Source organism: Arthrobacter yangruifuii (assembly GCF_009192775.1).
In the GTDB taxonomy this organism is placed as follows: domain Bacteria; phylum Actinomycetota; class Actinomycetes; order Actinomycetales; family Micrococcaceae; genus Arthrobacter_B; species Arthrobacter_B yangruifuii.
The window spans coordinates 25,225-46,229 of record NZ_VTFX01000003.1; the positions used below are offsets into that span (position 1 = coordinate 25,225).

Genomic DNA, 21,005 nt, shown 5'->3' on the forward strand with positions numbered 1-21,005 from the left:
ACCCGGCCATCACCGGTGAGCTTCCGGAAGAACGGCCACCTCTTTAATGAGGTGCAGCCCAGTAGACCCGGACGGGTAAGCCCGTCACAGCAGTCAATGAGCGGCAGCCGCGCGCACTCCAGCACCACCGGAGGGCATGCGGCGGCAAGCGAGGTGGTACCGCGGTTACCGCCGGCCTTCCGGGCCGGCAGACGCCGCCCTCGCATCCTGTTCCACAGCCAGATTCACTTGCCGCTATCAGGATGACGAATATGCCCTCTGTATACCCCAAAGCCAGCACCGGCGACGCCGCATCTGCTGCCGTTCCCTCCTCTCCCCGGTTTCCGGAACTCGAAGAACGCGTTCTGAAGTACTGGGACCAGGACGGCACCTTCCAGGCTTCCATCGACGCCCGCCCTGCCGGAAAAGACGGCGAAAACGAGTTTGTCTTCTATGACGGCCCGCCCTTCGCCAACGGCCTGCCGCACTACGGCCACCTGCTGACCGGCTACGTCAAGGACCTGGTGGCCCGCTACCAGACCCAGCGCGGGCGCCGCGTGGAACGCCGGTTCGGCTGGGACACCCACGGCCTGCCCGCCGAACTGGAAGCCATGAAGCAGCTCGGCATGAGCGACAAGGTCCAGATCGAGAAGATGGGCATCGACAAGTTCAACGATGCCTGCCGCGCCTCGGTCATGAAGTACGCCGGCGAGTGGCAGGACTACGTCACCCGCCAGGCCCGCTGGGTGGACTTCGAGAACGACTACAAGACGCTCAACGTCGAGTACATGGAATCGGTCATCTGGGCGTTCAAGACCCTGCACGAAAAGGGCCTGACCTACAGCGGCTTCCGGGTGCTCCCGTACTGCTGGAAGGACGAGACGCCGCTGTCCAACCATGAACTGCGCATGGATGACGACGTTTACAAGATGCGCCAGGACCAGACGGTCACGGTCACCTTCCCGCTGATCGCCGGCGACAACCCGCTCTCCTCCGAGCTCGAGGGCGTCAAGGCCATCGCCTGGACCACCACGCCGTGGACCCTGCCCACCAACATGGCCCTCGCCGTCGGACCCGGAGTCCGCTACGCCGTCGTGCCCGCCGGACCGAACGGCACCCAGGCCGGAGAAGGACGCTTCCTCCTGGCGGAGGACCTCGTCGGTTCCTACGCCAAGGACCTGGGGTACGACGACGCCGACGCCGCCCGCGCCGCCGTCGCCTCCGTCCACCTCGGCAGCGACCTGGCCGGGCTGCGCTACGCACCCCTGTGGAACTACTACACCGACACGGAAAAGTGGGGCACCGCCAACGCCTGGCAGATTGTCACCGCCGACTACGTCACCACCACCGACGGCACCGGCATTGTCCACCAGGCACCCGCCTACGGTGAAGACGACCAGAAGGTCTGCGAGCAGTACGGCATCCCCGTGATCCTCTCCGTGGACGAGGGCGGGAAGTTCCTGCCCATGTTCGGCACCGGGGAACTCTCCGACATCGCCGGCCTGCAGGTCTTCGACGCGAACAAGCTGATCACCCGTGTCCTGAAGGCGGACGGCCGCCTGCTGCGCCAGGCCAGCTACGAGCACAGCTACCCGCACTGCTGGCGCTGCCGGAACCCGCTGATCTACAAGGCGGTCTCCTCTTGGTTTGTGGAGGTCACCAAGATCAAGGACCGGATGGTCGAGCTGAACCAGCAGATCAACTGGATCCCGGAGAACGTCAAGGACGGCCAGTTCGGCAAGTGGCTGGAAAATGCCCGCGACTGGTCCATCAGCCGCAACCGCTACTGGGGCAGCCCCATCCCGGTCTGGGTTTCGGATGATCCCAACTACCCGCGCACCGACGTCTATGGTTCGCTGGCGGAATTGGAAGCCGACTTCGGCCGGCTGCCGCTGAACAAGGAGGGCCAGCCGGATCTGCACCGCCCGTTCATCGACGAGCTGACCCGGCCCAACCCGGACGACCCCACGGGCCAGTCCACCATGCGCCGCGTCGAAGACGTGCTGGATGTGTGGTTCGACTCCGGGTCCATGCCGTACGCCCAGGTGCACTACCCGCACGAGAACGCCGACTGGTTCGAGAGCCACAACCCGGGCGACTTCATCGTGGAGTACATCGGCCAGACCCGCGGCTGGTTCTACACCCTGCACGTGCTCGCCACCGCACTGTTTGACCGGCCCGCGTTCCGCAACGTCATCAGCCACGGCATTGTCCTGGGCTCGGACGGGCAGAAAATGTCCAAGTCGCTGCGCAACTACCCGGACGTCTCCGAGGTCCTGGACCGTGACGGCTCCGACGCCATGCGCTGGTTCCTGATGGCCTCCCCGATCCTGCGCGGCGGCAACCTGATTGTCACCGAACAGGGGATCCGCGACGGCGTCCGCCAGGCCATCCTGCCGCTGTGGAACGTTTGGCACTTCTTCAGCCTCTACACCAACGCCGCGAACAACGGCAACGGCTACGAGGCCAAGGCCTGCTACGACTCCGCCGAACCCCTGGACCGCTACCTGCTCGCCGCCACCGGCGACCTGGTCCGTGACATGGGCACCGCACTGGACAGTTACGACGTGTCCGTCGCCTGCGAGATCCTGCGCGCCTACATGGACACGCTGACCAACTGGTACATCCGCCGCAGCCGCACGCGCTTCTTCGAAGAAGACACGCAGGCGTTCGACGTGCTCTACACCTGCCTGGAGACCGTGTGCCGGGTGGCAGCCCCGCTGCTGCCGCTCATCGGCGAGGAAATCTGGCGCGGACTGACCGGCGGGCGCTCCGTGCACCTGACCGACTGGCCGGACGCGGACCTCTTCCCGAGCGACCCCGCCCTGGTGGAACGCATGGAAGCCACCCGCAGGATCGCTTCCGTCGGCTCCTCGCTGCGCAAGGGTGCGAACCTCCGGGTCCGCCTGCCGCTGTCCGAGCTGACCGTCGTCGCCCCGGAGGCGCAGACCCTGGCCGGACAGTTCGCCGCGATCATCGCCGACGAGCTGAACCTGAAGAACGTCCGCCTCGTGGACGCCTCCGACGCCGACCCGGCCGAATTCGGCATCAGCCGGAAACTCGTGGTCAACGCCCGTGCCGCCGGTCCCCGCCTGGGCAAAAACGTCCAGACGGCCATCAAGGCCGCCAAGTCCGGGGACTGGTCCGTGGACGAGGCCGGCACGGTCACCGCCGCCGGCCTGGCCCTGGAACCGCAGGAATACACGCTGGAAACCGTCGTCGAATCGGGCGAAGGGGAATCGGCCAAGGCCGTTGCCGTGCTGCCCGGCGGCGGCTTCCTGGTCCTGAACACGGAGGTCACCCCCGAGCTGGCCGCCGAAGGCACCGCCCGCGACGCCATCCGCGCCATCCAGCAGGCCCGCCGCGATGCGGACCTGCACATCAGCGACCGGATCCGCACCCGCATCAGCACGGGTGAGGCCGAAGCAGCCGCCCTTGAAGCCAACGTCAGCCTGGTACAGGCCGAGACGCTCACCGACGATCTGGTGGTCGTGGGCGACCTGGTCACCGACGACGCTGCAGCCGACGCCGACAAGTTCATCGTTACAGTGGAGAAGATTTCATGAGTTCAGCAGACCGTCCGTCCGGATCCATTGACGGCTTCTCCGTGGAAAGCGTGTACGCCGAACTGCTCAGCCGTGCCCCGGAAAACAAGATGGAGCCGCGGATGGCTCCGATGTTCCGGGCCATGGAGGTGCTGGGGGAGCCGAACAAGGCCTTCCCGATCATCCACATCACCGGCACCAACGGCAAGACGTCCACGGCCCGCATGATCGAAGCGGGGCTGCGGGCCTACGGGCTGCGCACCGGACGGTACACCAGCCCGCACCTGACCAGCGTCACCGAGCGGATCAGCATTGACGGCGAGCCCGTCAGCGATGAAACATTCGTCCGGATCTGGGACGAGATCCACCCTTACCTGCAGATTGTCGACGCCGAGCTCGAGGCGGCGGGGGAGCCCCGGCTGACGTACTTCGAAGCCGTGACAGTCCTGGCGTTCGCGGTCTTCGCAGACGAGCCCGTGGATGTGGCGGTCATCGAAGTGGGCCTGGGCGGCATCACCGATGCCACCAACGTCGGAGACGGCACCGTCTCCGTGGTGACCCCGATTTCCCTGGACCACACCGAGCTGCTGGGCGACGACGTGGCCGATATTGCCCGGGAAAAGTCCGGCATCATCAAGGAGGACGGGTTCCTCATCAGCGCCGCCCAGCCCATGGAAGCCGCGCAGGTTCTCCTGGAAAAGGCGCATGAAGCAGGCGTTCCGTTCCGGTTCGAGGGCGTTGAATTCGGCGTGGAGTCCCGCGTCATGGCGGTAGGCGGTCAGGTAGTCACCGTCAACGGCCTCGCCGGCCGCTACGAGGACCTGCAGGTTCCCCTGCACGGTGCCCACCAGGCCGAAAACGCGGCCGTGGCCGTGGCGGCGCTGGAAGCCTTCATCGGCGGCGGCACCAAGGAACTCGACGTCGAACTGCTGCGGACCGGGTTCCTCAGCGTCACCTCCCCGGGCCGCCTCGAGGTGGTACGGACCGCTCCCACCATCGTCGTCGACGCCGCCCACAACCCCGCCGGCGCCAAGGCGACCGCCGAGGCACTGCGGGAAGCCTTCAACTTCACCACGCTGGTGCTGGTGGTCGGCATCCTGGCGGAGAAGGACGCCGTCGGCATCCTCAGCGAACTCCGCGAGCAGCTGGGTGACCTGGTCAGCGGAATCGTCCTGACCCAGTCCGGTTCGCCCCGGGCCATCCCGGCCGAGGAACTGGTGCAGGACGCCGTGGATGCCGGCTTCGCGGATGAGGACATCCAGGTTGAACCCGGCCTGGACAACGCCCTCGAGTGGGCCGTGGCCAAAGCCGAGGAGAACAATGATCTCTCCGGCGGCGTGCTTGTGGTCGGTTCCATCACCCTGGTCGCCGAAGCGCGCACCCTCCTCGGAAAGTAGGCACCGCAGCTATGGCAAGACTGACCAAGGCGCAGCGCGAATGGCGTCCGGGCATGCCCAAGAAACGCCGCTCCATCAAGGTAATGTTCGCCTCCACGGTGCTGACGCTGGAGGCGTTCGTGGTGCTGTTCGGGACGCTGGCCGTTTTCGGACTGCACCGTGACACCGTCTCCCCGCCGCTGCTGCTGGGCGGGGGCGTGCTGCTCGCCGCGGCCATGATCGGCACGTGTGCGCTGCTCTCCAAACCGGCGGGGCCGCTGATCGGATGGATCCTGCAGCTGGTGCTCATCGCCACCGGATTCCTGGACTGGATGATGTTCCTCGTCGGCGGACTCTTCGCCGTGACCTGGTGGTACGGCCTGCGGGCCGGGATGCGGCTGGACCGGGAGAACCGCGAACGGGACCGGATGCAGGCCGAATGGGAAAAGGCCCATCCGGAAGACGGGACCACGCCCGCCGGACCCGGAACCGCAGCCGGCACCGACTAGGCTTAGAACCGATATCCGATCGTTCCAAGGAGATACACCGTGAGCACCGAGCGCACACTTGTCCTGATTAAGCCCGACGGCGTCGAGCGCCGGCTCACCGGCGCCATCCTGGCGCGGATCGAAGCCAAGGGTTACACCGTGGCGGAGCTGAAGAAGACCGAGGCCACCCGTGCCATCCTCGAAGAGCACTACGAGGAACACCAGGGCAAGCCGTTCTACGAGCCGCTGGTCGAGTTCATGCTCAGCGGCCCGGTTGTCGCCGCGGTCCTCGAAGGGAACCGCGTCATCGAAGGCTTCCGCTCCCTGGCCGGCACCACTGACCCGACGACGGCGGCTCCGGGCACCATCCGCGGCGACTTCGGCCGCGACTGGGGCACTGCGGTACAGCAGAACCTCGTCCACGGCTCCGATTCGCCTGAATCGGCAGCACGGGAAATCGGTATCTGGTTCAGCTAGTACCGCTTCGCGTACGGAACCACGAAGGGCCGGCACCAGTGATGGTGCCGGCCCTTCGTCTGTAACGGGAGGTTACGGAATCAGCTTTTCGTCCCGCAGGCGTGCAAAGAGTGCCTTGAAGGCGTCCTCCGTGCGGCGGTACCCGGTAAAGCCGGCCAGCCGGCTCTTGCTCATGTCCGTGAGCACTTCCACCTTCCGGCCCAGGTCCGCGTCAGTGTGCCACCAGGACGCCAGCCGTTCCAGCTGCGGTTCGGCCAGGCCGTGACGGTCCGCGATCTTGGTCCAGGCGTCGGCCATCCCGGCCATCTGCTCTTCCAGCGGACGCGGAACGGAATCGAAGCCTTCCGGCTCCACACCGAACTCTGCGGCGAGCCGCGGCCAGAGCGAACGCCAGCGGAACACGTCGCCGTTGACCACGTTGAAGGCCTCGTTGGCAGTGTTCGCATCCGTGGCCGCCCACAGCATGTGCTCGGCGAGCAGTCCGGCGTCGGTCATGTCGGTGACTGAATTCCACTGGGTTTCGGAACCGGGGAAGACAAACGGCATCCCGAGCTCACGGCAGAGCGTGGCCTGGACGGCCAGGGTCTGGCCCATGTTCATCGCATTGCCCACGGCGAAGCCGATCACCGTGTGCGCGCGGTGGACGGACCAGGCGAAGCCCTGCCGCTCGGCGGCTTCCATCAGTTCGTCTTCCTGCGCGTAGTAGAAGTTCTCCACCGGCAGCCGCGGCTCGTCTTCGGAGAACGGGGTGTCCGGCATGGGGCCTTCACCGTAGGCCTCGAACGGTCCCATGTAGTGCTTGAGCCCGGTCATCAGGGCCACGTGTTCCAGGGGAGCGTGTTCGAGCGCTGCCAGCAGGTTGCGGACCATCGCGGAGTTGACGGCAATGTTCTCCTTCTCCGTTTCCTGCCGGGACCAGGAGGTGAAGAACACGTGTGTGGGGCGGGTTCCTTCCAGCGCCTGCGCCAGGCTAACGGGTGAGCCCAGGTCCGCTGCCACGGGAACGACGGCGGGACGTGCCGGATCAGGGGCGCCCGCCTTCCGGGACAGGGCCAGGACGGTCCAGCCCCGGCTCTCCAGCAGGTCCACCAGGGCCGCCCCGGCAATGCCGGTGGCTCCCGCGACGAGGGCCGTCCGCGGAGCTTCGGGGTGGCTGGGGGTGGTTCTGAGCATGGTTCTCCTCATGGATCGAAAGGTGGCGCTTTCCGGCGGGATCCGCCGGGCGCCTTCCTTTGCGGCAACGGGGAATCGCCTGCGGAAATTCCTGACCGGGGCGCCAAAAGACGCCTAGGCTGTGCGCATGGCACTTATTTACGACGCCGAGCTGCGTCCGGACAAAATGGAACTGATCGCCGGCTGGCTGCCGGGAACCTGGTGGTTTCCTTCCACGGACCCGGTGGCGGTCCGGAAGGTGGCTTCCTTCCGGTTCGATGATCCGGAGGGTGAGGTGGGAATCGAAACCCTTATCGTCGAAGCCGGCCCGGCACTGGTGCAGGTGCCCCTGACTTACCGGGGCGCGCCGCTGGCAGGTGCCGAGGAGTTCCTGATCAACGAAATGGAACACTCGGTCCTCGGACGCCGCTGGGTCTACGATGCCCTGGGTGATCCGGTCTACGCCCGGGCGCTGGAAGCGGCCCTCCTGTCCCGGCAGCCCCAGGCCACCCAGTACCTGGACAACGACGGCGGCGCCCGCGAACTGCTGCCCGAATCCATGCAGGTCAGCAGTACGGGAATGCCCAGCGGCGCCGAGCTGGTGGATGCTCCCGCTGCCGAGCCGGAGGGCTGGGCCGCATCCGTGGTAGCGGGGGGCGGCTGGGAGTTCTCCGTAGTGCGGCTGCTGGACCTGGACGGCCGCACGGCGCCGGATCCTTCCCTGACGGCCACCTGGGAGGGTCAGGATATCCCCGTGGTGCTGGCCTGGGGAATGCCGCAGCCCGACTAGCTGAGGGGGCCGCCGCTAGCTGCCGAGGAAGGAATTCATGAAGCGGAAGAAGATGGACGCGGCGGTGGCCACCCAGAGCAGGACAACAATGGCCCAGGCCCATTCCGTGAGGAACCGCACCATCCCGGCCGGCGCCGGAATCACCCCGGCGGCCAGGTTGCGGATGGTGGTGAACACAAACAGGGGGATCATCGCCGCCCACACCGCGATGCAGTAGATGCACAGCACGTAGATATCGAACAGGGCCTGGCTCCACAGCCAGACGACGAACACCATACCCAGGGTGACGCCGGCCTGGAGTCCCAGCCAGTACCAGCGGGCAAACCGGGCCCGGGCCAACAGGCCCATGGCGGTGGTTATCACTACTGCGAAGGCCACAATGCCGATCAGCGGGTTGGGGAAGCCGAAGATCGCGGCCTGCCAGGTCTTGAAGACGGTGCCGCAGGACACCCAGGGGCTGATATCGCAGCTGGTGATGTACCCGGCATCGGCATACACATGCAGCCGCTCAATCACCAGGATGCCCGAGGCAATCCAGCCGACGACCGAGCTGATGAGCAGTGTCCAAATGAATGACGTTCGTTCCCGCGGCGCCTCCGTGGAACCCGGCCGGACGGCGGAGTCGGCCGGCTGGACGCCGGAAGATGGACGGGCTGCGCTGGAAGGCACGGAAAGCTCCTGACGGAGTAGGCGGCAGAGGTAACTATCTGCGTCGAGTCTATGCGCAGTGACGGGCCAAAAAGGCGGCCGTATGCGATAATGAAGCTTGGCTGATGGCGGAACCACATTCCGCCGCCGGTCCAGCGACAGGCTTCCGGTTCTGCCGGTGACGCTTCCCGTGTAGTTGACCCATCAATCCGGATGGGAACCAGGGAATCCGCCGGCCAGACCTACCCGCAGCCGTAGAGAACATTTTCCGTTCCGCGGGGGTAGCAGGAAAAGCGCCGTTGGTCTTCGAGTGATACCGCGCCCCACAGCTGGCACGACCTCGCAAGACATCCAGACGACTTCCGGCTGGCGGGTTGGCTGCGATGCCACCGTACAGCCGACACATTGCCTTGGGGCATTGGAATGTGGCCAGTGCCGCAGGGCCGGAGCATAGGCCTAGATGACTAATCAGAATGATGGAACCAATGAACTGCCTGTAGAAAACGGTACGGCGGGGGATCTGCAGCCGGACACGCAGCCGGCGCCGGCCAAAAAGGCCACCCGCAGCCGCCGCAAGTCCGTTCCGGTGTCCTCACCGGCGGAGTCTTCACCCGCGGCGTCTTCACCCGCGGAGCAGCCGACGGCGGAAGCCCCGGCAGCGGCAGCCGAGACCCAAGCGGAAGCCCCCGCTGAGAAGCCCAAGCGGACACGCGCACCCCGCAAGAAGGCCGTACCGGCACGCGAAGAAGCCGCCGCGGCCCAGGAGGCACCGGAAGCCGCGGAGGCTCCTGCCGCCGTCGAGGCTTCGGCTGATGCAGCGGCTGTCGACGCCGCTCCGGCGAAGACGGTCCGCCGCCGCCGCAGCCCGGCCAGGAAACCCGCCGCCGAGGCCGCGCCGGAGAGTGCCGCCGTCGAGAGCCCTGCCGATGAGGTGACGCTGGCAGCCGGCCCCGAGTCCACCAACACTGCCGGCCCCGCAGCTGAGGCACCTGCGGTAGCCGCACCGGCCCCGAAGACGCGTGCCCGCCGCCGCGCCAGCACCCCCACCGGTCCGGCGCGTTCGGCTGAGTCGGCAGCCGTGCCCGCCGCTGCAGACCCTGCCGCAGCCCCCGCGGAACCGGTGCTTCCCGCTGCCGCCGAAGCGGCCGCAGCAACGGAAACGCCGGCCAAGGCCCCCGCGCCGGCCGAGTCCCGGGACTCCGCACCGGCCAAGACCGAAGCCGCCGGGCCCATCTCCGCACTGGACCCGTTCTCTGTGCCGGAATCGCCCACGTCGGTGCTGTTCCACGCCCCCGATCTGGCAGCCGTCCGGTCCCTGCCGGTGGCCAGGCCCGCTGAGGTCGAAGAAATGGAACAGGAAGAGGCGGATTCGGGCCGTTCCCGCCGCCGCTCCCGCCGCGGCCGCAGCCGCCAGGGCTCGGACACCGCAGCCGGCCAGGATGCCCCTGCCGCAGAGGAATCCTCGACGGGCCCCGACAGTGAGTCCGACGGCGTGACCTCCCGCCGCCGCCGTCGCCGCCGCCGCGGGGACGCCGATCTGGAACTGACCGGGGGAGCGGACGACGATCCGCCCAACACGGTCACCCGGGTCCGTGCCCCCCGTGCGCACGCCGACGCCCCGGTTTCGGACCGCGTCACCAGTGTGAAGGGTTCCACCCGCCTGGAAGCCAAGAAGCAGCGCCGCCGCGAGTCCCGCGAATCGGGACGCCGCCGCCACGTCATCACCGAGGCCGAGTTCCTCGCCCGCCGCGAGTCCGTGGACCGGCAGATGATTGTCCGGCAGCGTGACGAGCGGATCCAGATCGGCGTGCTGGAGGACGGCATCCTCGCTGAGCACTTTGTCTCCAACACCCAGCAGGACTCGCTGATCGGCAACGTCTACGTCGGCAAGGTCCAGAATGTGCTGCCCAGCATGGAAGCGGCGTTCGTGGACATCGGACGCGGCCGCAACGCCGTGCTGTACGCCGGTGAGGTGAACTGGGACGCCGCCGGCCTGGACGGCCAGCCGCGCCGCATTGAACTGGCCCTGAAGTCCGGCGACTCCGTCCTGGTGCAGGTCACCAAGGATCCGGTGGGCCACAAGGGTGCACGCCTGACCAGCCAGATCTCCCTGCCTGGCCGCTACCTTGTGTACGTTCCGGGCGGGTCGATGACCGGCATCTCACGGAAGCTGCCCGACGTCGAGCGCAACCGGCTGAAGAAGATCCTCAAGGACCACCTGCCGGAAAACGCGGGCGTCATTGTGCGCACCGCCGCGGAAGGCGCCAGCGAGGAAGAGTTGATGAATGACATCAACCGTCTCCGCGCCCAGTGGGAGACCATCGAGGCGAAGTCCAAGTCCACCAAGACGCTGCCGCCGGAGCTTTTGTACGGCGAGCCGGACCTGACCATCAAGGTGGTCCGTGATGTCTTCAACGAGGACTTCTCCAAGCTCGTGGTCTCCGGCGAGGAAGCCTGGGACACCATCGAGGCCTATGTCACGTACGTGGCACCGGACCTGGTTGGACGGCTCGAGAAGTGGACGAAGGACGAGGACATCTTCGCCGCGCACCGCATCGACGAGCAGATTGCCAAGGCACTGGACCGCAAGGTCTTCCTGCCCTCCGGCGGATCCCTGGTGATTGACCGGACCGAAGCCATGACCGTGGTGGACGTAAACACCGGCAAGTTCACCGGCAGCGGCGGCAACCTGGAAGAGACCGTCACCAAGAACAACCTGGAAGCGGCCGAGGAAGTGGTCCGCCAGCTGCGGCTGCGGGACATCGGCGGCATCATCGTCATCGACTTCATCGACATGGTCCTTGAAGCCAACCGCGATCTGGTGCTGCGCCGCCTCGTGGAGTGCCTGGGCCGGGACCGGACCAAGCACCAGGTGGCCGAGGTGACCTCGCTGGGGCTGGTCCAGATGACGCGCAAGCGGATGGGCACCGGCCTGCTGGAAGTCTTCGGCGAAGAGTGCGAGGCATGCGCCGGCCGCGGCGTCATCACCCACGACATTCCCGTGGAGCACCGCCGCAGCACCAGCCACACCCCGTCCGGCAACGGAAACAACAACGGCCACGGAAGCGGACACGCGGTCGCCGACGACAACCACCAGCAGCACCTCAAGCAGGAGAAGCAGTCCCGCGGGGACCGTAAGCGCAACCGCAGCCGCGGACAGAACGGCGCCGTCCAGGCGGAAGAGCAGCCCCGGGTGGATGAGCCGGTGCAGGAGGACGCAGAGCGGCAGGCGAAAGCCGAAGCCGCCCGCGCCGCGCTGGCCAGCATCGCGGCTGCCACTGCTGCCGCCCACGAGGTGGTGGACGCCGCTGCCAATGGCAACGGCACCCCTTCGACGCCGGCGGCGGAGGACACAGCGGCCGTTGAGTCCGATACCGAACCCGGAGCAGTGCTGAACCTCCAGGGCGAGACCGTGGTGGTTCCGCGCCGCCAGCGGCGGCGTGCGGTAAAGCAGGAACCTGCATTGACCCTGGAAAGCCTGACGGAGGCCTTCAACGAGGTCGCCTCGGCCGTGTCGCGGCCGGTGGAGCAGGAGCAGGCACCGGAGCAGGCACCGGAGCAGGCACCCGCCGTCCGGGAACAGGACTCCGGGCAGCACACCGCCCGTAAGGCTGAGGTGCCGGCCGCTGCTGCGGAGGTGCCCGCCCGCCCCGTGCGCCGGCGCAGGGCAGCAAGCAGCCCACAGGGCGCAGCGGAGGTCACGGCACCGGCCGCAGGGAAAGCGGCTCCCGCCTCCCCGGCGCGGCATACGGTGACGGCTTCGGCGAAGCCTTCGGTTGCCCCGGAGAAGAAGGCCGGTGCTGCGGCACCGGTGATCCTGGGCGTGGGCGTGCCGGCCTCGGAACTGTAACCGGTTCACCCCCCTGCTGCGGGCGGGCCTTCCCCTCGGGGAGGGCCCGCCCGCAGCCTTTAACGGGTACGCCGCTCCGGGACGGCCCCGATGTCCGCAACAGCGCCCACATGGGATAAAGTAGAACCCGAGCAGTGGCACCGGTTCGGTGGCGCGTGGGTCCACCCGGCGAATGCGCACAGCATTTGCGGGTTATGGGCCCGTTAGCGTAGCCTTGAACTTCGGTGCGAACGCCTTCCAACCGTTTATCGGTTCAGGCGGAACTGCATGGCGCAAGGCAGGCCCAATCTGGGCCCGGCTAAATGCGCATCCAAGTATTAAACGTCGAGAGAAGTGAGTTCCCAAGTGGTGTACGCGATTGTCCGCGCTGGCGGCCGCCAAGAAAAGGTTTCCGTCGGAGACCTCGTAACCCTGGACCGCGTCCCCGGTGGAGCCGGTAGCACCTTTGAGCTGCCTGCCCTGCTTTTGGTTGATGGCGACAAGGTCACCTCTGCTGCACAGGACCTGGCCAAGGTTACCGTGACTGCAGAAATCGTCGAGAACTTCCGGGGTCCGAAGATTGTTATCCAGAAGTTCAAGAACAAGACCGGCTACAAGAAGCGTCAGGGCTACCGCTCCTCGCTGACCAAGGTCAAGGTTACGTCCATCAACTCCTGATTCTCCTGCCGGCCCCAGGGCCGGGAACGCGGGTGATCCCGCCTGAGGGTTTCAATATCAGTTAGCAAAGGCAGGCAAAGAAATGGCACATAAGAAAGGTGCGAGTTCCACTCGCAACGGTCGCGACTCCAACGCCCAGTACCTCGGCGTAAAGCGTTTCGGCGGCCAGGTTGTCAAGGCAGGCGAAATCATCGTTCGCCAGCGTGGCACCCACTTCCACCCGGGTGAGGGCGTTGGCCGCGGAGGCGACGACACCCTGTTCGCCCTGGAAGCAGGCGCAGTTGAATTCGGCAGCCGTCGAGGCCGCCGCGTCGTGAACATCGTGGCTGCTGCAGCCGCCGAGTAATCACCGGCATTTAGCTTTTCCGACGGGGCGGGCCTTGATGGCCCGCCCCGTCGTTTTTTAAGCCAAGTAGAATTGGCATGATCAAGAAGTTCCTCTGAAGGAGAACCATGGCCAGCTTTGTAGACCGCGTAGTGCTGCATGTTTCGGGCGGTACAGGCGGCCATGGTTGCGTGTCCGTCAAGCGTGAAAAGTTCAAGCCCCTGGGCGGGCCCGACGGCGGCAACGGCGGCGACGGCGGCGACGTCATCCTGCGCGTCGACTCGAATACCACCACCCTGCTGGACTACCACCACGCCCCGCACCGCCACGCCACCAACGGCGGCAACGGCATGGGTGACTGGCGCGCGGGCAAGACCGGCGAGACGCTGATCCTTCCCGTGCCGGACGGCACCGTCGTCAAGAACAAGGCCGGCGACGTCCTCGCGGACCTGGTCGGGGAAGGCTCCGAGTACATCGCTGCCGCCGGCGGCCAGGGTGGCCTCGGCAACTCCTCGCTTTCCTCGCAGAAACGCAAGGCTCCCGGATTCGCGCTGCTGGGCATCCCCGGCGAAGAATCCGACATTGTCCTGGAGCTCAAGTCCATTGCCGATATTGCACTGGTTGGCTTCCCGTCCGCCGGCAAGTCCTCGCTGATCGCCGCGATCTCCGCTGCCCGGCCGAAGATTGCCGACTACCCCTTCACCACGCTGATCCCGAACCTCGGTGTGGTGCAGTCCGGTGACGTGCGCTTTACCGTCGCCGATGTTCCCGGCCTGATCGAAGGCGCCTCCGAAGGCAAGGGCCTGGGCCACAACTTCCTGCGCCATGTGGAACGCTGCGCCGCCCTGGTGCACGTGCTGGACTGCGCCGCGCTGGAAACGGACCGCGACCCCATCGGGGACCTGGAAGTCATCGAGCGCGAGCTCGAGAAGTACGAAGTGGACATGAGCTACGCCGGCACAGACGGCGACGTCGTGCCGCTGAACCGCCGTCCCCGCCTGATCGCACTGAACAAGGTGGACGTTCCCGACGGCCGCGACATGGCCGAGTTCGTCCGGCCGGAACTGGAGAAGCGCGGCTACCGCGTGTTCGAGGTTTCCGCGTCCAGCCATGAAGGCCTGCGTGAACTCGGGTTCGCCATGGCTGCCATTGTCAAGGAGGCCCGCGACACCGTGGAGAAGGCTCCGCCGCGCATCCAGCCGCCGGTCCTGAAGCCGCGCGGAGTCAACTACAAGGGTGGATTCATGATCCGCCGCGAGGAGCGCAACCTCGAGCCGCTCTTCCGTGTCCTGGGCGAAAAGCCGGTGCGCTGGGTCCAGCAGACCGACTTCACCAATGACGAAGCCGTGGGCTACCTTGCCGACCGCCTCGCCAAGCTGGGCGTGGAGGAGAAGCTGTTCAAGGAAGGCGCAAAGCCCGGCGACGCCGTAGTCATCGGCGAGGGCGACGGCGTCGTCTTCGACTGGGAGCCGACCATGATTGGCGGTGCCGAGCTGCTGGCTGCGTCGCCGCGCGGCAGCGACATCCGGATCGAGGAATTCTCCCGGCCCACCCGCGAAGAAAAGCGCGAGGATCACCAGAAGCGCCGGGACGCCCGTGCCGCCGCCCGTGAGGAACTCGAGACCGAGCGCCGCGCCGGTATCTGGACCGAGTCGGTGAACTACAAGCACTCCTCCCGCCCCGCAGAGGAGCCGTCAGCGGGTAACGAAGGGGAGTAACTCCTTCACACACCGGCGGCGGACAGGGAACAGCGCATAGGCTGGGCAGGTTATGAGTGAACAGAGCGAATTCGCCCCACCTGCCCGCCGTGCGCTGACCTCCCGCTCCGGATTGGCCCGTGCCCGCCGCGTGGTGGTCAAAGTGGGCTCCTCGTCCCTGACCTCCGTGGCAGGCGGCATCTCCGATGCGGCGCTGCACTCCCTGGCGGACGTCCTGTCCGCCCGGCACGCGCAGGGCACGGAGATCATCCTGGTGTCCTCCGGCGCCATCAGCGCCGGGCTGGCACCGCTGGGCCTCACCAAGCGTCCGGCCCAGCTTTCCTCCCAGCAGGCTGCCGCCAGTGTGGGCCAGGGCCTGCTGATGGCCCGCTATACCGCCGCCTTCGGCGCCCACGGCGTCACCGTGAGCCAGGTGCTGCTCACCATCGAGGACCTGATGCGCCGTGCCCATCACGCGAACGCACACCGGGCCATGGAACGGCTGCTTAACTTCGGCGTCCTGCCGATCGTCAATGAGAACGACGCCGTTGCCAGCCACGAAATCCGCTTCGGGGACAATGACCGCCTGGCCGCCCTCGTGGCGCACCTGGTCAAAGCCGACGCCCTGATTCTGCTCTCCGACGTCGACGCCCTCTACGACGGCCCGCCGTCCGAGGGTGCCCGCCGCATTCCCGAAGTCACCGGCCCCAAGGACCTGGCGGACGTACGGATCGGAAAGGTCGGCAGAGCCGGCGTGGGCACGGGCGGCATGGCCACGAAGGTCGAGGCCGCCACCATTGCCGCCGAGTCCGGCATCCCGGCCCTCGTGACCTCCACCGCCAACGCTGCCGCCGCACTGGCGGGAGAAGACGTGGGCACCTGGTTCACCACCCGCGGCCGGCGCCAGTCCATCCGCCTGCTCTGGCTCGCCCACCTGGCCCGCATCCAGGGCACCCTGGTGCTCGACGACGGCGCCGCGGGTGCGGTGGGCAACCGGCACCGTTCCCTGCTGCCGGCAGGGATCACCGCCGTGAAGGGACAGTTTGAACCCGGGGACGCCGTCGCGCTGTCCGACACGGCCGGCCGGGTCATTGCCCACGGCCTGACCAACTACGGTTCAGACGAGCTGCCCTCCATGCTTGGACGGTCCACCCGGGAACTGTCCCGCGAACTCGGCCGGGGCTACGAACGTGCGGTGGTGCACGTCAATGACCTTGTTCTGCTGCATCCCGACTCCGGCCCGGCGCCCGCACCCGAGGCCGCCGGACCTACACTGGGGACATGACTTCCGTGAACACCTCCGAGGCACTGCCCGCCGCGCCGGAATCCGCCGGCACCGATCCCCAGGCGGACGCCGGCGTCGAAGCCCGGGTCCATGCCCTCGCCGACCGTTCCCGTACCGCCGCCCGGCGGCTGGCCCGCGCCAACCGTGCGTGGAAGGACCGCGCCCTGCTGCGCATTGCAGAGAATGTCAACGCGAAACAGGAAGCCATCCTGGCGGCCAATGCCAGGGATGTGGCCGCCGGACGGGAGAACGGCACCTCGGCGTCCATGCTGGACCGGCTGTCCCTGACGCCCGCGCGGATCACTGCCCTGGCAGCGGCGTTGGAGAACCTGGCTGGGCTTCCGGATCCCGTGGGATCCGTTGCCCGCGGCCAGACGCTGCCCAACGGCCTGCGGCTGCGCCAGGTGCACGTGCCGATGGGCGTGGTGGCCGCGATCTACGAGGCCCGCCCCAACGTCACGCTGGATATTGCAGGCCTGGCGCTGAAAAGCGGAAACGCGGTGCTCCTGCGCGGCGGCAGCGCCGCAGCGGCCACGAACGAGGTCCTGGTGGAGATCATCCGCGACTCCCTCGAGGACGTGGGCCTGCCCGCCGACGCGGTGCAGAGCGTGGACCAGTACGGGCGCGAGGGCGCCAACGTGCTCATGAAGGCACGCGGCCGGGTGGATGTCCTGATTCCCCGCGGCGGCCGGTCCCTGATCCAGTCCGTGGTTACCAACGCCACCGTCCCCGTGATTGAAACGGGGGAGGGCAACGTGCATATCTTCCTGGACCACAGCGCTCCGGTGGAAATGGCCGTCGATATTCTCCTTAATGCCAAAACGCAGCGTCCCAGCGTCTGCAATACCGTGGAAACCCTGCTCATCCATGACGGCGCCGCGGCGGCTCCGGATGTCCTGGCGGCCCTGGCGGCGGCCGGGGTCCGCCTGCATGCGGACCCCCGGGCCATGGAGCTGCTGCCGGCGGGCGTGGCCGCCGAACCGGCCGACGACGGCGACTGGGGGCGTGAGTACATGGACCTGGACCTGGCCGTGGCGGTGGTGGACAGCCTCGATGACGCGCTCGAACACATCCGGCGCTGGACCACCGGGCACACTGAGGCGATTATCACCAATGACCTGGCCAATGCCGAGCGGTTCACTGCCGAAATTGATTCGGCCGCAGTGATCGTGAATGCCTCCACCAGGTTCACGGACGGGGGAGAGCTGGGGCTTGGCGCCGAAGTGGGGATTTCCACGCAGAAGATGCATGCCCGCGGCCCCATGGGTCTGAAGGAACTCACCACTACCAAGTGGATCATCCAGGGCGACGGACAAATCCGCGACTAGCTTCGCCCGGGGGACTGCCGCCGGCACCGGCTGCGATGTGCACTCCGTTACGCGTACCATTGACACAGAAACCATTCCGCCGGCTGCCCGGCGGAAGTTACCACTCTCTAGGGGAGATACATGCTGATTCAGCTTACGGGCGCCGTGCTTACTGCTGCGGAAATGGCCGAAGAACACCACGTTGAACTGCCGGCGTCGCCGTACGTCTACGGCGGGGCCATCATGGCGGCGCTGCTGTTGCTGATGCTCATCACCGTGTCCTTCAGCAACGTGGGCAACCGGCACACGGCCGAGCCGGAGCACATTGATCCCCAGCGCCAGTTCCCCGACAAGCATGATCACGGCCAGGCGATCCGGGACTGACCTGATACGTGAATCCGGCGGAAGCGTTCCTGCCCATGAGTGAACCGCAGCGGACAGACGGCAACGGGAAGCGCAGGTTCCGGCTGGGAGTCATGGGCGGAACGTTCGACCCGATTCACCATGGCCACCTGGTGGCCGCCAGCGAAGTGGCGTCCACGTTTGACCTGGACGAGGTGGTCTTTGTGCCCACCGGAGACCCCTGGCACAAACCGGCCGCCCAGCAGGTGAGCCCGGCCGAACACCGGTACCTCATGACGGTCATCGCCACTGCATCCAATCCGCGCTTTACCGTGAGCCGGGTGGATATCGACCGGCCCGGGCCCACCTACACCATTGATACGCTGCGGGATCTGAAGGCGGCGCGCCCCGATGCTGAGCTGTTCTTCATCACCGGCGCGGACGCGATGGCGCAGATCCTGTCCTGGAAGGACATCCAGGAACTGTGGTCCCTGGCCCATTTTGTGGGCGTGACCCGGCCCGGGCATGTGCTGGAAAACGTGGGCCGCGACGATGTCTCGCTGATGGAGGTGCCGGCCATGGCCATCTCCTCCACGGACTGCCGGCGGCGGGTGGCCGGAGGGAAACCCGTGTGGTACCTGGTCCCGGACGGCGTGGTGCAGTACATCGCGAAACACCGGCTGTATGCCGCCGGGCAGCAGGCCCGGAGCTCCACGGAAACCGAAACAGAACCAGTAGCGTAAAAAACAGATACCGGATGGGTGGGAAATGACGAACGGTCCAGAGTCCGCGCCGCGGCGCAGCCGCAGGGCGGCCGATGTACCCGTGGATTCCCCGGCCGGTCCGAGGGAACGCGAATCCCTGCAGCGTGCCCGTGACAGGGAGGCGCTGCGTGCCGCCAGGGCCCTGGCCGAGGCGCGGGAAGGCCGGGACCCCGAGCCTGCCTTTCCCACCCGCCGGCAGCTGAGGCAACAGCAGCAGCGCGCCGCAGCAGGTGCCGGGGAGACCCCCGCCGCCGCCGGCACGGGTCCCAACGCCGACGTCGAGGGCATGAGCGTGGAGCAGGCCCTTTCCGCCCGCCAGGCACTTGAGGGGCAGGCCCGCAACCAGGTTGCCTCCATGGAGGCGCTGCAGGCAGCGGATCCATACGCAGTGGACCTCGACCTCCTGGCGCAGCAGAAGGCCCTGGCGGAACGCGCCCAGATCCTGAACCGCCGCACCGAGGCCATCCGGAAGCTGGCGGAAGAGAACGGGCACCGCCCGCCGGTGTCCGCCGAGCCCAGCGCGGCGGACAATCTGGCCATGGTGACTCCGCTCGAGTTTGTTTCAGTTCCCGGGATGGAACATCCCGTCATGAAGGCACCGCCCACTTCCCACATACCCATCGTTACTGCGGCAACGCAGCAGACGCCGGCACCTTCCGGTGTGCCGGATACAGCCGAAGACGCTGCCCCCATCGGGGCCCGCAGCGCCTTCGGGCTTAACCCCCTAGATGTCATGACGGCCGGACTCGGCCGTACCCGGAGGCTGCGTTTTGCGGTCGCCGGTGTTGCAGGTCTGGGCGTACTCGCCCTGATCGTCGGAATACTAATGATCGTCGGCGGCCTTGGCGGCTGACCGATTACCCCAAGGAGACACACTTTGAGCGCCACCGAATCTTCCATCGACATTGCACGGGCGGCGGCCAAAGCGGCGTCGGCCAAGATTGCGGACGATATTGTCGCAATTGACGTAAGCGAGCGGCTCGCCATCACGGACGTCTTCCTCATCGCCTCGGCGTCGAACGAACGCCAGGTCAACGCCATTGTTGACGGCATCGAAGAGGAACTGTCCAAGATGAACCTCAAGCCTGTCCGTCGCGAAGGACGGAGCGAAGGCCGCTGGGTGCTGCTCGACTACGCCAACGTTGTGGTGCATGTCCAGCATGAGGAGGACCGGGTGTTCTACGCACTGGAACGGCTCTGGAAGGACTGCCCCGAGGTTGACCTCCAGCTCGAGGACGCCCCCGCCGCCGCCGAGTCCGAATAAAGCAGGAGCTGTGAGCGCCCCCGCCCCCTGGGATCCTGATACGGCGTCGCGCCGGGTTGTTTTCTGGCGCCACGGGCGCACTGAATGGAACCGGGTGGGGCGCTTCCAGGGGCAGCAGGACATTGCCCTTGACGACGGCGGCCTCCGCCAGGCTGCCGAGGCGGCCGCGGTCCTGCGCTTCCTGGAGCCGGACGTTATTGTCTCCTCTGACCTCAGCCGTGCCCTGGACACGGGCAGGGCCCTCGCGGCGGAGACCGGTCTGGAGGTGTCCCGGGACCAGCGTCTGCGGGAGACTTTCGCCGGCACGTGGGAGGGACGTTCCTTCGCGCAGATCGCCGAACAGGACGCCCCCTTGCTGGCCGCCTGGTCCGCCGGCGTCGGCAGCGCCCGTGCGGGCGGCGGGGAGACGCGTGTTGACGTCGGACGGCGGGTGGCCGATGCCGTGACGGAGGCGGTGCGGGAGGTGCCTGCCGGGGGCACCCTGGTGGCGGTAAGCCACGGGGGAGCCATCCGTGCCGGGATCTGCGCCCTGCTGGGGCTCCCCACGGAGTCCTGGGCAGTCATCTCGGGAGTGTCCAACTGCCACTGGTCCGTCCTGCAGGAAATCCCGGACCGGCATGGCCGGTCCGCCTGGCACCTCACCCAGCACAACGTTGGACTGGACTCGCTGCCAAGCGGTCCGGTGGAGGGCTGACGGGCCGTCCTGTCTGCCCGCCGGGGGCGGCCGGAACGGATTTTGCGCTCTTCTCGATTTGTACTAAGGTAGAGGAGTTGCTTCGCCCCGGTGAACGGAAAAGTGAGGCAGACAACCTAGAGTTTTGGGGCTGTGGCGCAGCTGGTAGCGCACCTGCATGGCATGCAGGGGGTCAGGGGTTCGAGTCCCCTCAGCTCCACCAAAACCTTCGGGAAACCGGAGGATTTGCGGTGGATGACCACTGAAAGTTTGGGGCTGTGGCGCAGCTGGTAGCGCACCTGCATGGCATGCAGGGGGTCAGGGGTTCGAGTCCCCTCAGCTCCACCAAACAACCGCTGGATCACGGAAACGTGGCCGGCGGTTTT

At 67.0% G+C, this 21,005-nt stretch carries 18 protein-coding genes and 2 tRNA genes; 18 read left to right on the plus strand and 2 right to left on the minus strand.

The window, feature by feature from the left end; all coding sequences use genetic code 11:
* Window positions 1–242 precede the first annotated feature (242 nt).
* From ileS to ndk, 4 genes are read left to right on the plus strand one after another with little or no spacing between them, the layout of a single operon-like run.
* Window positions 243–3,545 (plus strand): isoleucine--tRNA ligase, encoded by a 3,303-nt coding sequence (ileS, locus tag GD627_RS06770; RefSeq protein ID WP_152271898.1) that lies wholly within the window; start codon window positions 243–245, stop codon window positions 3,543–3,545.
* On the plus strand, window positions 3,542–4,921 hold the full coding sequence (locus GD627_RS06775) for a bifunctional folylpolyglutamate synthase/dihydrofolate synthase (RefSeq protein ID WP_146361745.1): 1,380 nt from the start codon (window positions 3,542–3,544) through the stop codon (window positions 4,919–4,921). Before ileS ends, GD627_RS06775 begins: the two co-directional genes overlap by 4 nt.
* Window positions 4,922–4,932: 11 nt before the next feature.
* A complete protein-coding gene (locus tag GD627_RS06780) occupies window positions 4,933–5,409 on the plus strand; it encodes a DUF4233 domain-containing protein (protein ID WP_146361746.1) in 477 nt (158 codons plus the stop codon).
* A gap of 39 nt (window positions 5,410–5,448) precedes the next feature.
* Window positions 5,449–5,865, plus strand: coding sequence for a nucleoside-diphosphate kinase (gene ndk, locus GD627_RS06785; RefSeq protein ID WP_146361747.1), 417 nt, complete (start codon window positions 5,449–5,451; stop codon window positions 5,863–5,865).
* A 72-nt stretch (window positions 5,866–5,937) separates the two neighbouring features.
* On the opposite strand, the gene GD627_RS06790 is transcribed toward ndk, so the two are convergent.
* Entirely contained in the window at window positions 5,938–7,038 is a 1,101-nt protein-coding gene (locus GD627_RS06790) for an SDR family oxidoreductase (RefSeq protein WP_194265990.1), read from the minus strand.
* Window positions 7,039–7,165: 127 nt separating this feature from the next.
* Between GD627_RS06790 and GD627_RS06795 the strand changes: the two genes are divergently transcribed.
* Window positions 7,166–7,807: a CG0192-related protein gene (locus GD627_RS06795; protein ID WP_152271900.1), complete on the plus strand. Its 642-nt coding sequence runs from the start codon at window positions 7,166–7,168 to the stop codon at window positions 7,805–7,807.
* Window positions 7,808–7,822: 15 nt separating this feature from the next.
* Here GD627_RS06795 and GD627_RS06800 read toward each other — a convergent pair whose 3' ends face one another.
* A complete protein-coding gene (locus GD627_RS06800) occupies window positions 7,823–8,476 on the minus strand; it encodes a vitamin K epoxide reductase family protein (RefSeq protein WP_152271901.1) in 654 nt (217 codons plus the stop codon).
* 439 nt (window positions 8,477–8,915) lie between these two features.
* Between GD627_RS06800 and GD627_RS06805 the strand changes: the two genes are divergently transcribed.
* The 13 genes from GD627_RS06805 (at window position 8,916) to GD627_RS06865 (ending at window position 20,967) form a co-directional block, all read left to right on the plus strand.
* Window positions 8,916–12,305, plus strand: coding sequence for an Rne/Rng family ribonuclease (locus tag GD627_RS06805; protein ID WP_152271902.1), 3,390 nt, complete (start codon window positions 8,916–8,918; stop codon window positions 12,303–12,305).
* A gap of 345 nt (window positions 12,306–12,650) precedes the next feature.
* Window positions 12,651–12,962 (plus strand): 50S ribosomal protein L21, encoded by a 312-nt coding sequence (gene rplU, locus GD627_RS06810; RefSeq protein WP_146361875.1) that lies wholly within the window; start codon window positions 12,651–12,653, stop codon window positions 12,960–12,962.
* 82 nt (window positions 12,963–13,044) lie between these two features.
* The gene (gene rpmA / locus GD627_RS06815) at window positions 13,045–13,308 is read left to right on the plus strand and encodes a 50S ribosomal protein L27 (protein WP_104053918.1); all 264 of its coding nucleotides are present in this window, start codon (window positions 13,045–13,047) and stop codon (window positions 13,306–13,308) included.
* A 107-nt stretch (window positions 13,309–13,415) separates the two neighbouring features.
* A complete protein-coding gene (obgE, locus tag GD627_RS06820; RefSeq protein WP_152271903.1) occupies window positions 13,416–15,005 on the plus strand; it encodes a GTPase ObgE in 1,590 nt (529 codons plus the stop codon).
* 52 nt (window positions 15,006–15,057) lie between these two features.
* Entirely contained in the window at window positions 15,058–16,269 is a 1,212-nt protein-coding gene (proB, locus tag GD627_RS06825) for a glutamate 5-kinase (protein WP_152271904.1), read from the plus strand.
* Window positions 16,266–17,597, plus strand: a complete 1,332-nt coding sequence (locus GD627_RS06830) for a glutamate-5-semialdehyde dehydrogenase (protein WP_152271905.1) — start codon at window positions 16,266–16,268, stop codon at window positions 17,595–17,597. The genes proB and GD627_RS06830 overlap by 4 nt, the downstream gene beginning before the upstream one ends.
* 120 nt (window positions 17,598–17,717) lie before the next feature.
* Entirely contained in the window at window positions 17,718–17,960 is a 243-nt protein-coding gene (locus GD627_RS06835; RefSeq protein ID WP_146361755.1) for a hypothetical protein, read from the plus strand.
* Window positions 17,961–17,995: 35 nt separating this feature from the next.
* Window positions 17,996–18,661 (plus strand): nicotinate-nucleotide adenylyltransferase, encoded by a 666-nt coding sequence (gene nadD / locus GD627_RS06840; RefSeq protein ID WP_146361756.1) that lies wholly within the window; start codon window positions 17,996–17,998, stop codon window positions 18,659–18,661.
* A gap of 25 nt (window positions 18,662–18,686) precedes the next feature.
* Window positions 18,687–19,535: a hypothetical protein gene (locus tag GD627_RS06845; protein ID WP_152271906.1), complete on the plus strand. Its 849-nt coding sequence runs from the start codon at window positions 18,687–18,689 to the stop codon at window positions 19,533–19,535.
* 24 nt (window positions 19,536–19,559) lie between these two features.
* Window positions 19,560–19,946: a ribosome silencing factor gene (gene rsfS, locus GD627_RS06850; protein WP_146361758.1), complete on the plus strand. Its 387-nt coding sequence runs from the start codon at window positions 19,560–19,562 to the stop codon at window positions 19,944–19,946.
* A gap of 10 nt (window positions 19,947–19,956) precedes the next feature.
* The gene (locus tag GD627_RS06855; RefSeq protein WP_246165374.1) at window positions 19,957–20,640 is read left to right on the plus strand and encodes a histidine phosphatase family protein; all 684 of its coding nucleotides are present in this window, start codon (window positions 19,957–19,959) and stop codon (window positions 20,638–20,640) included.
* A 126-nt stretch (window positions 20,641–20,766) separates the two neighbouring features.
* A tRNA-Ala gene (locus GD627_RS06860) sits at window positions 20,767–20,842 on the plus strand.
* Between the two features lie 49 nt (window positions 20,843–20,891).
* Window positions 20,892–20,967 (plus strand) — tRNA-Ala (locus tag GD627_RS06865).
* The last annotated feature ends 38 nt before the right edge of the window (window positions 20,968–21,005 follow it).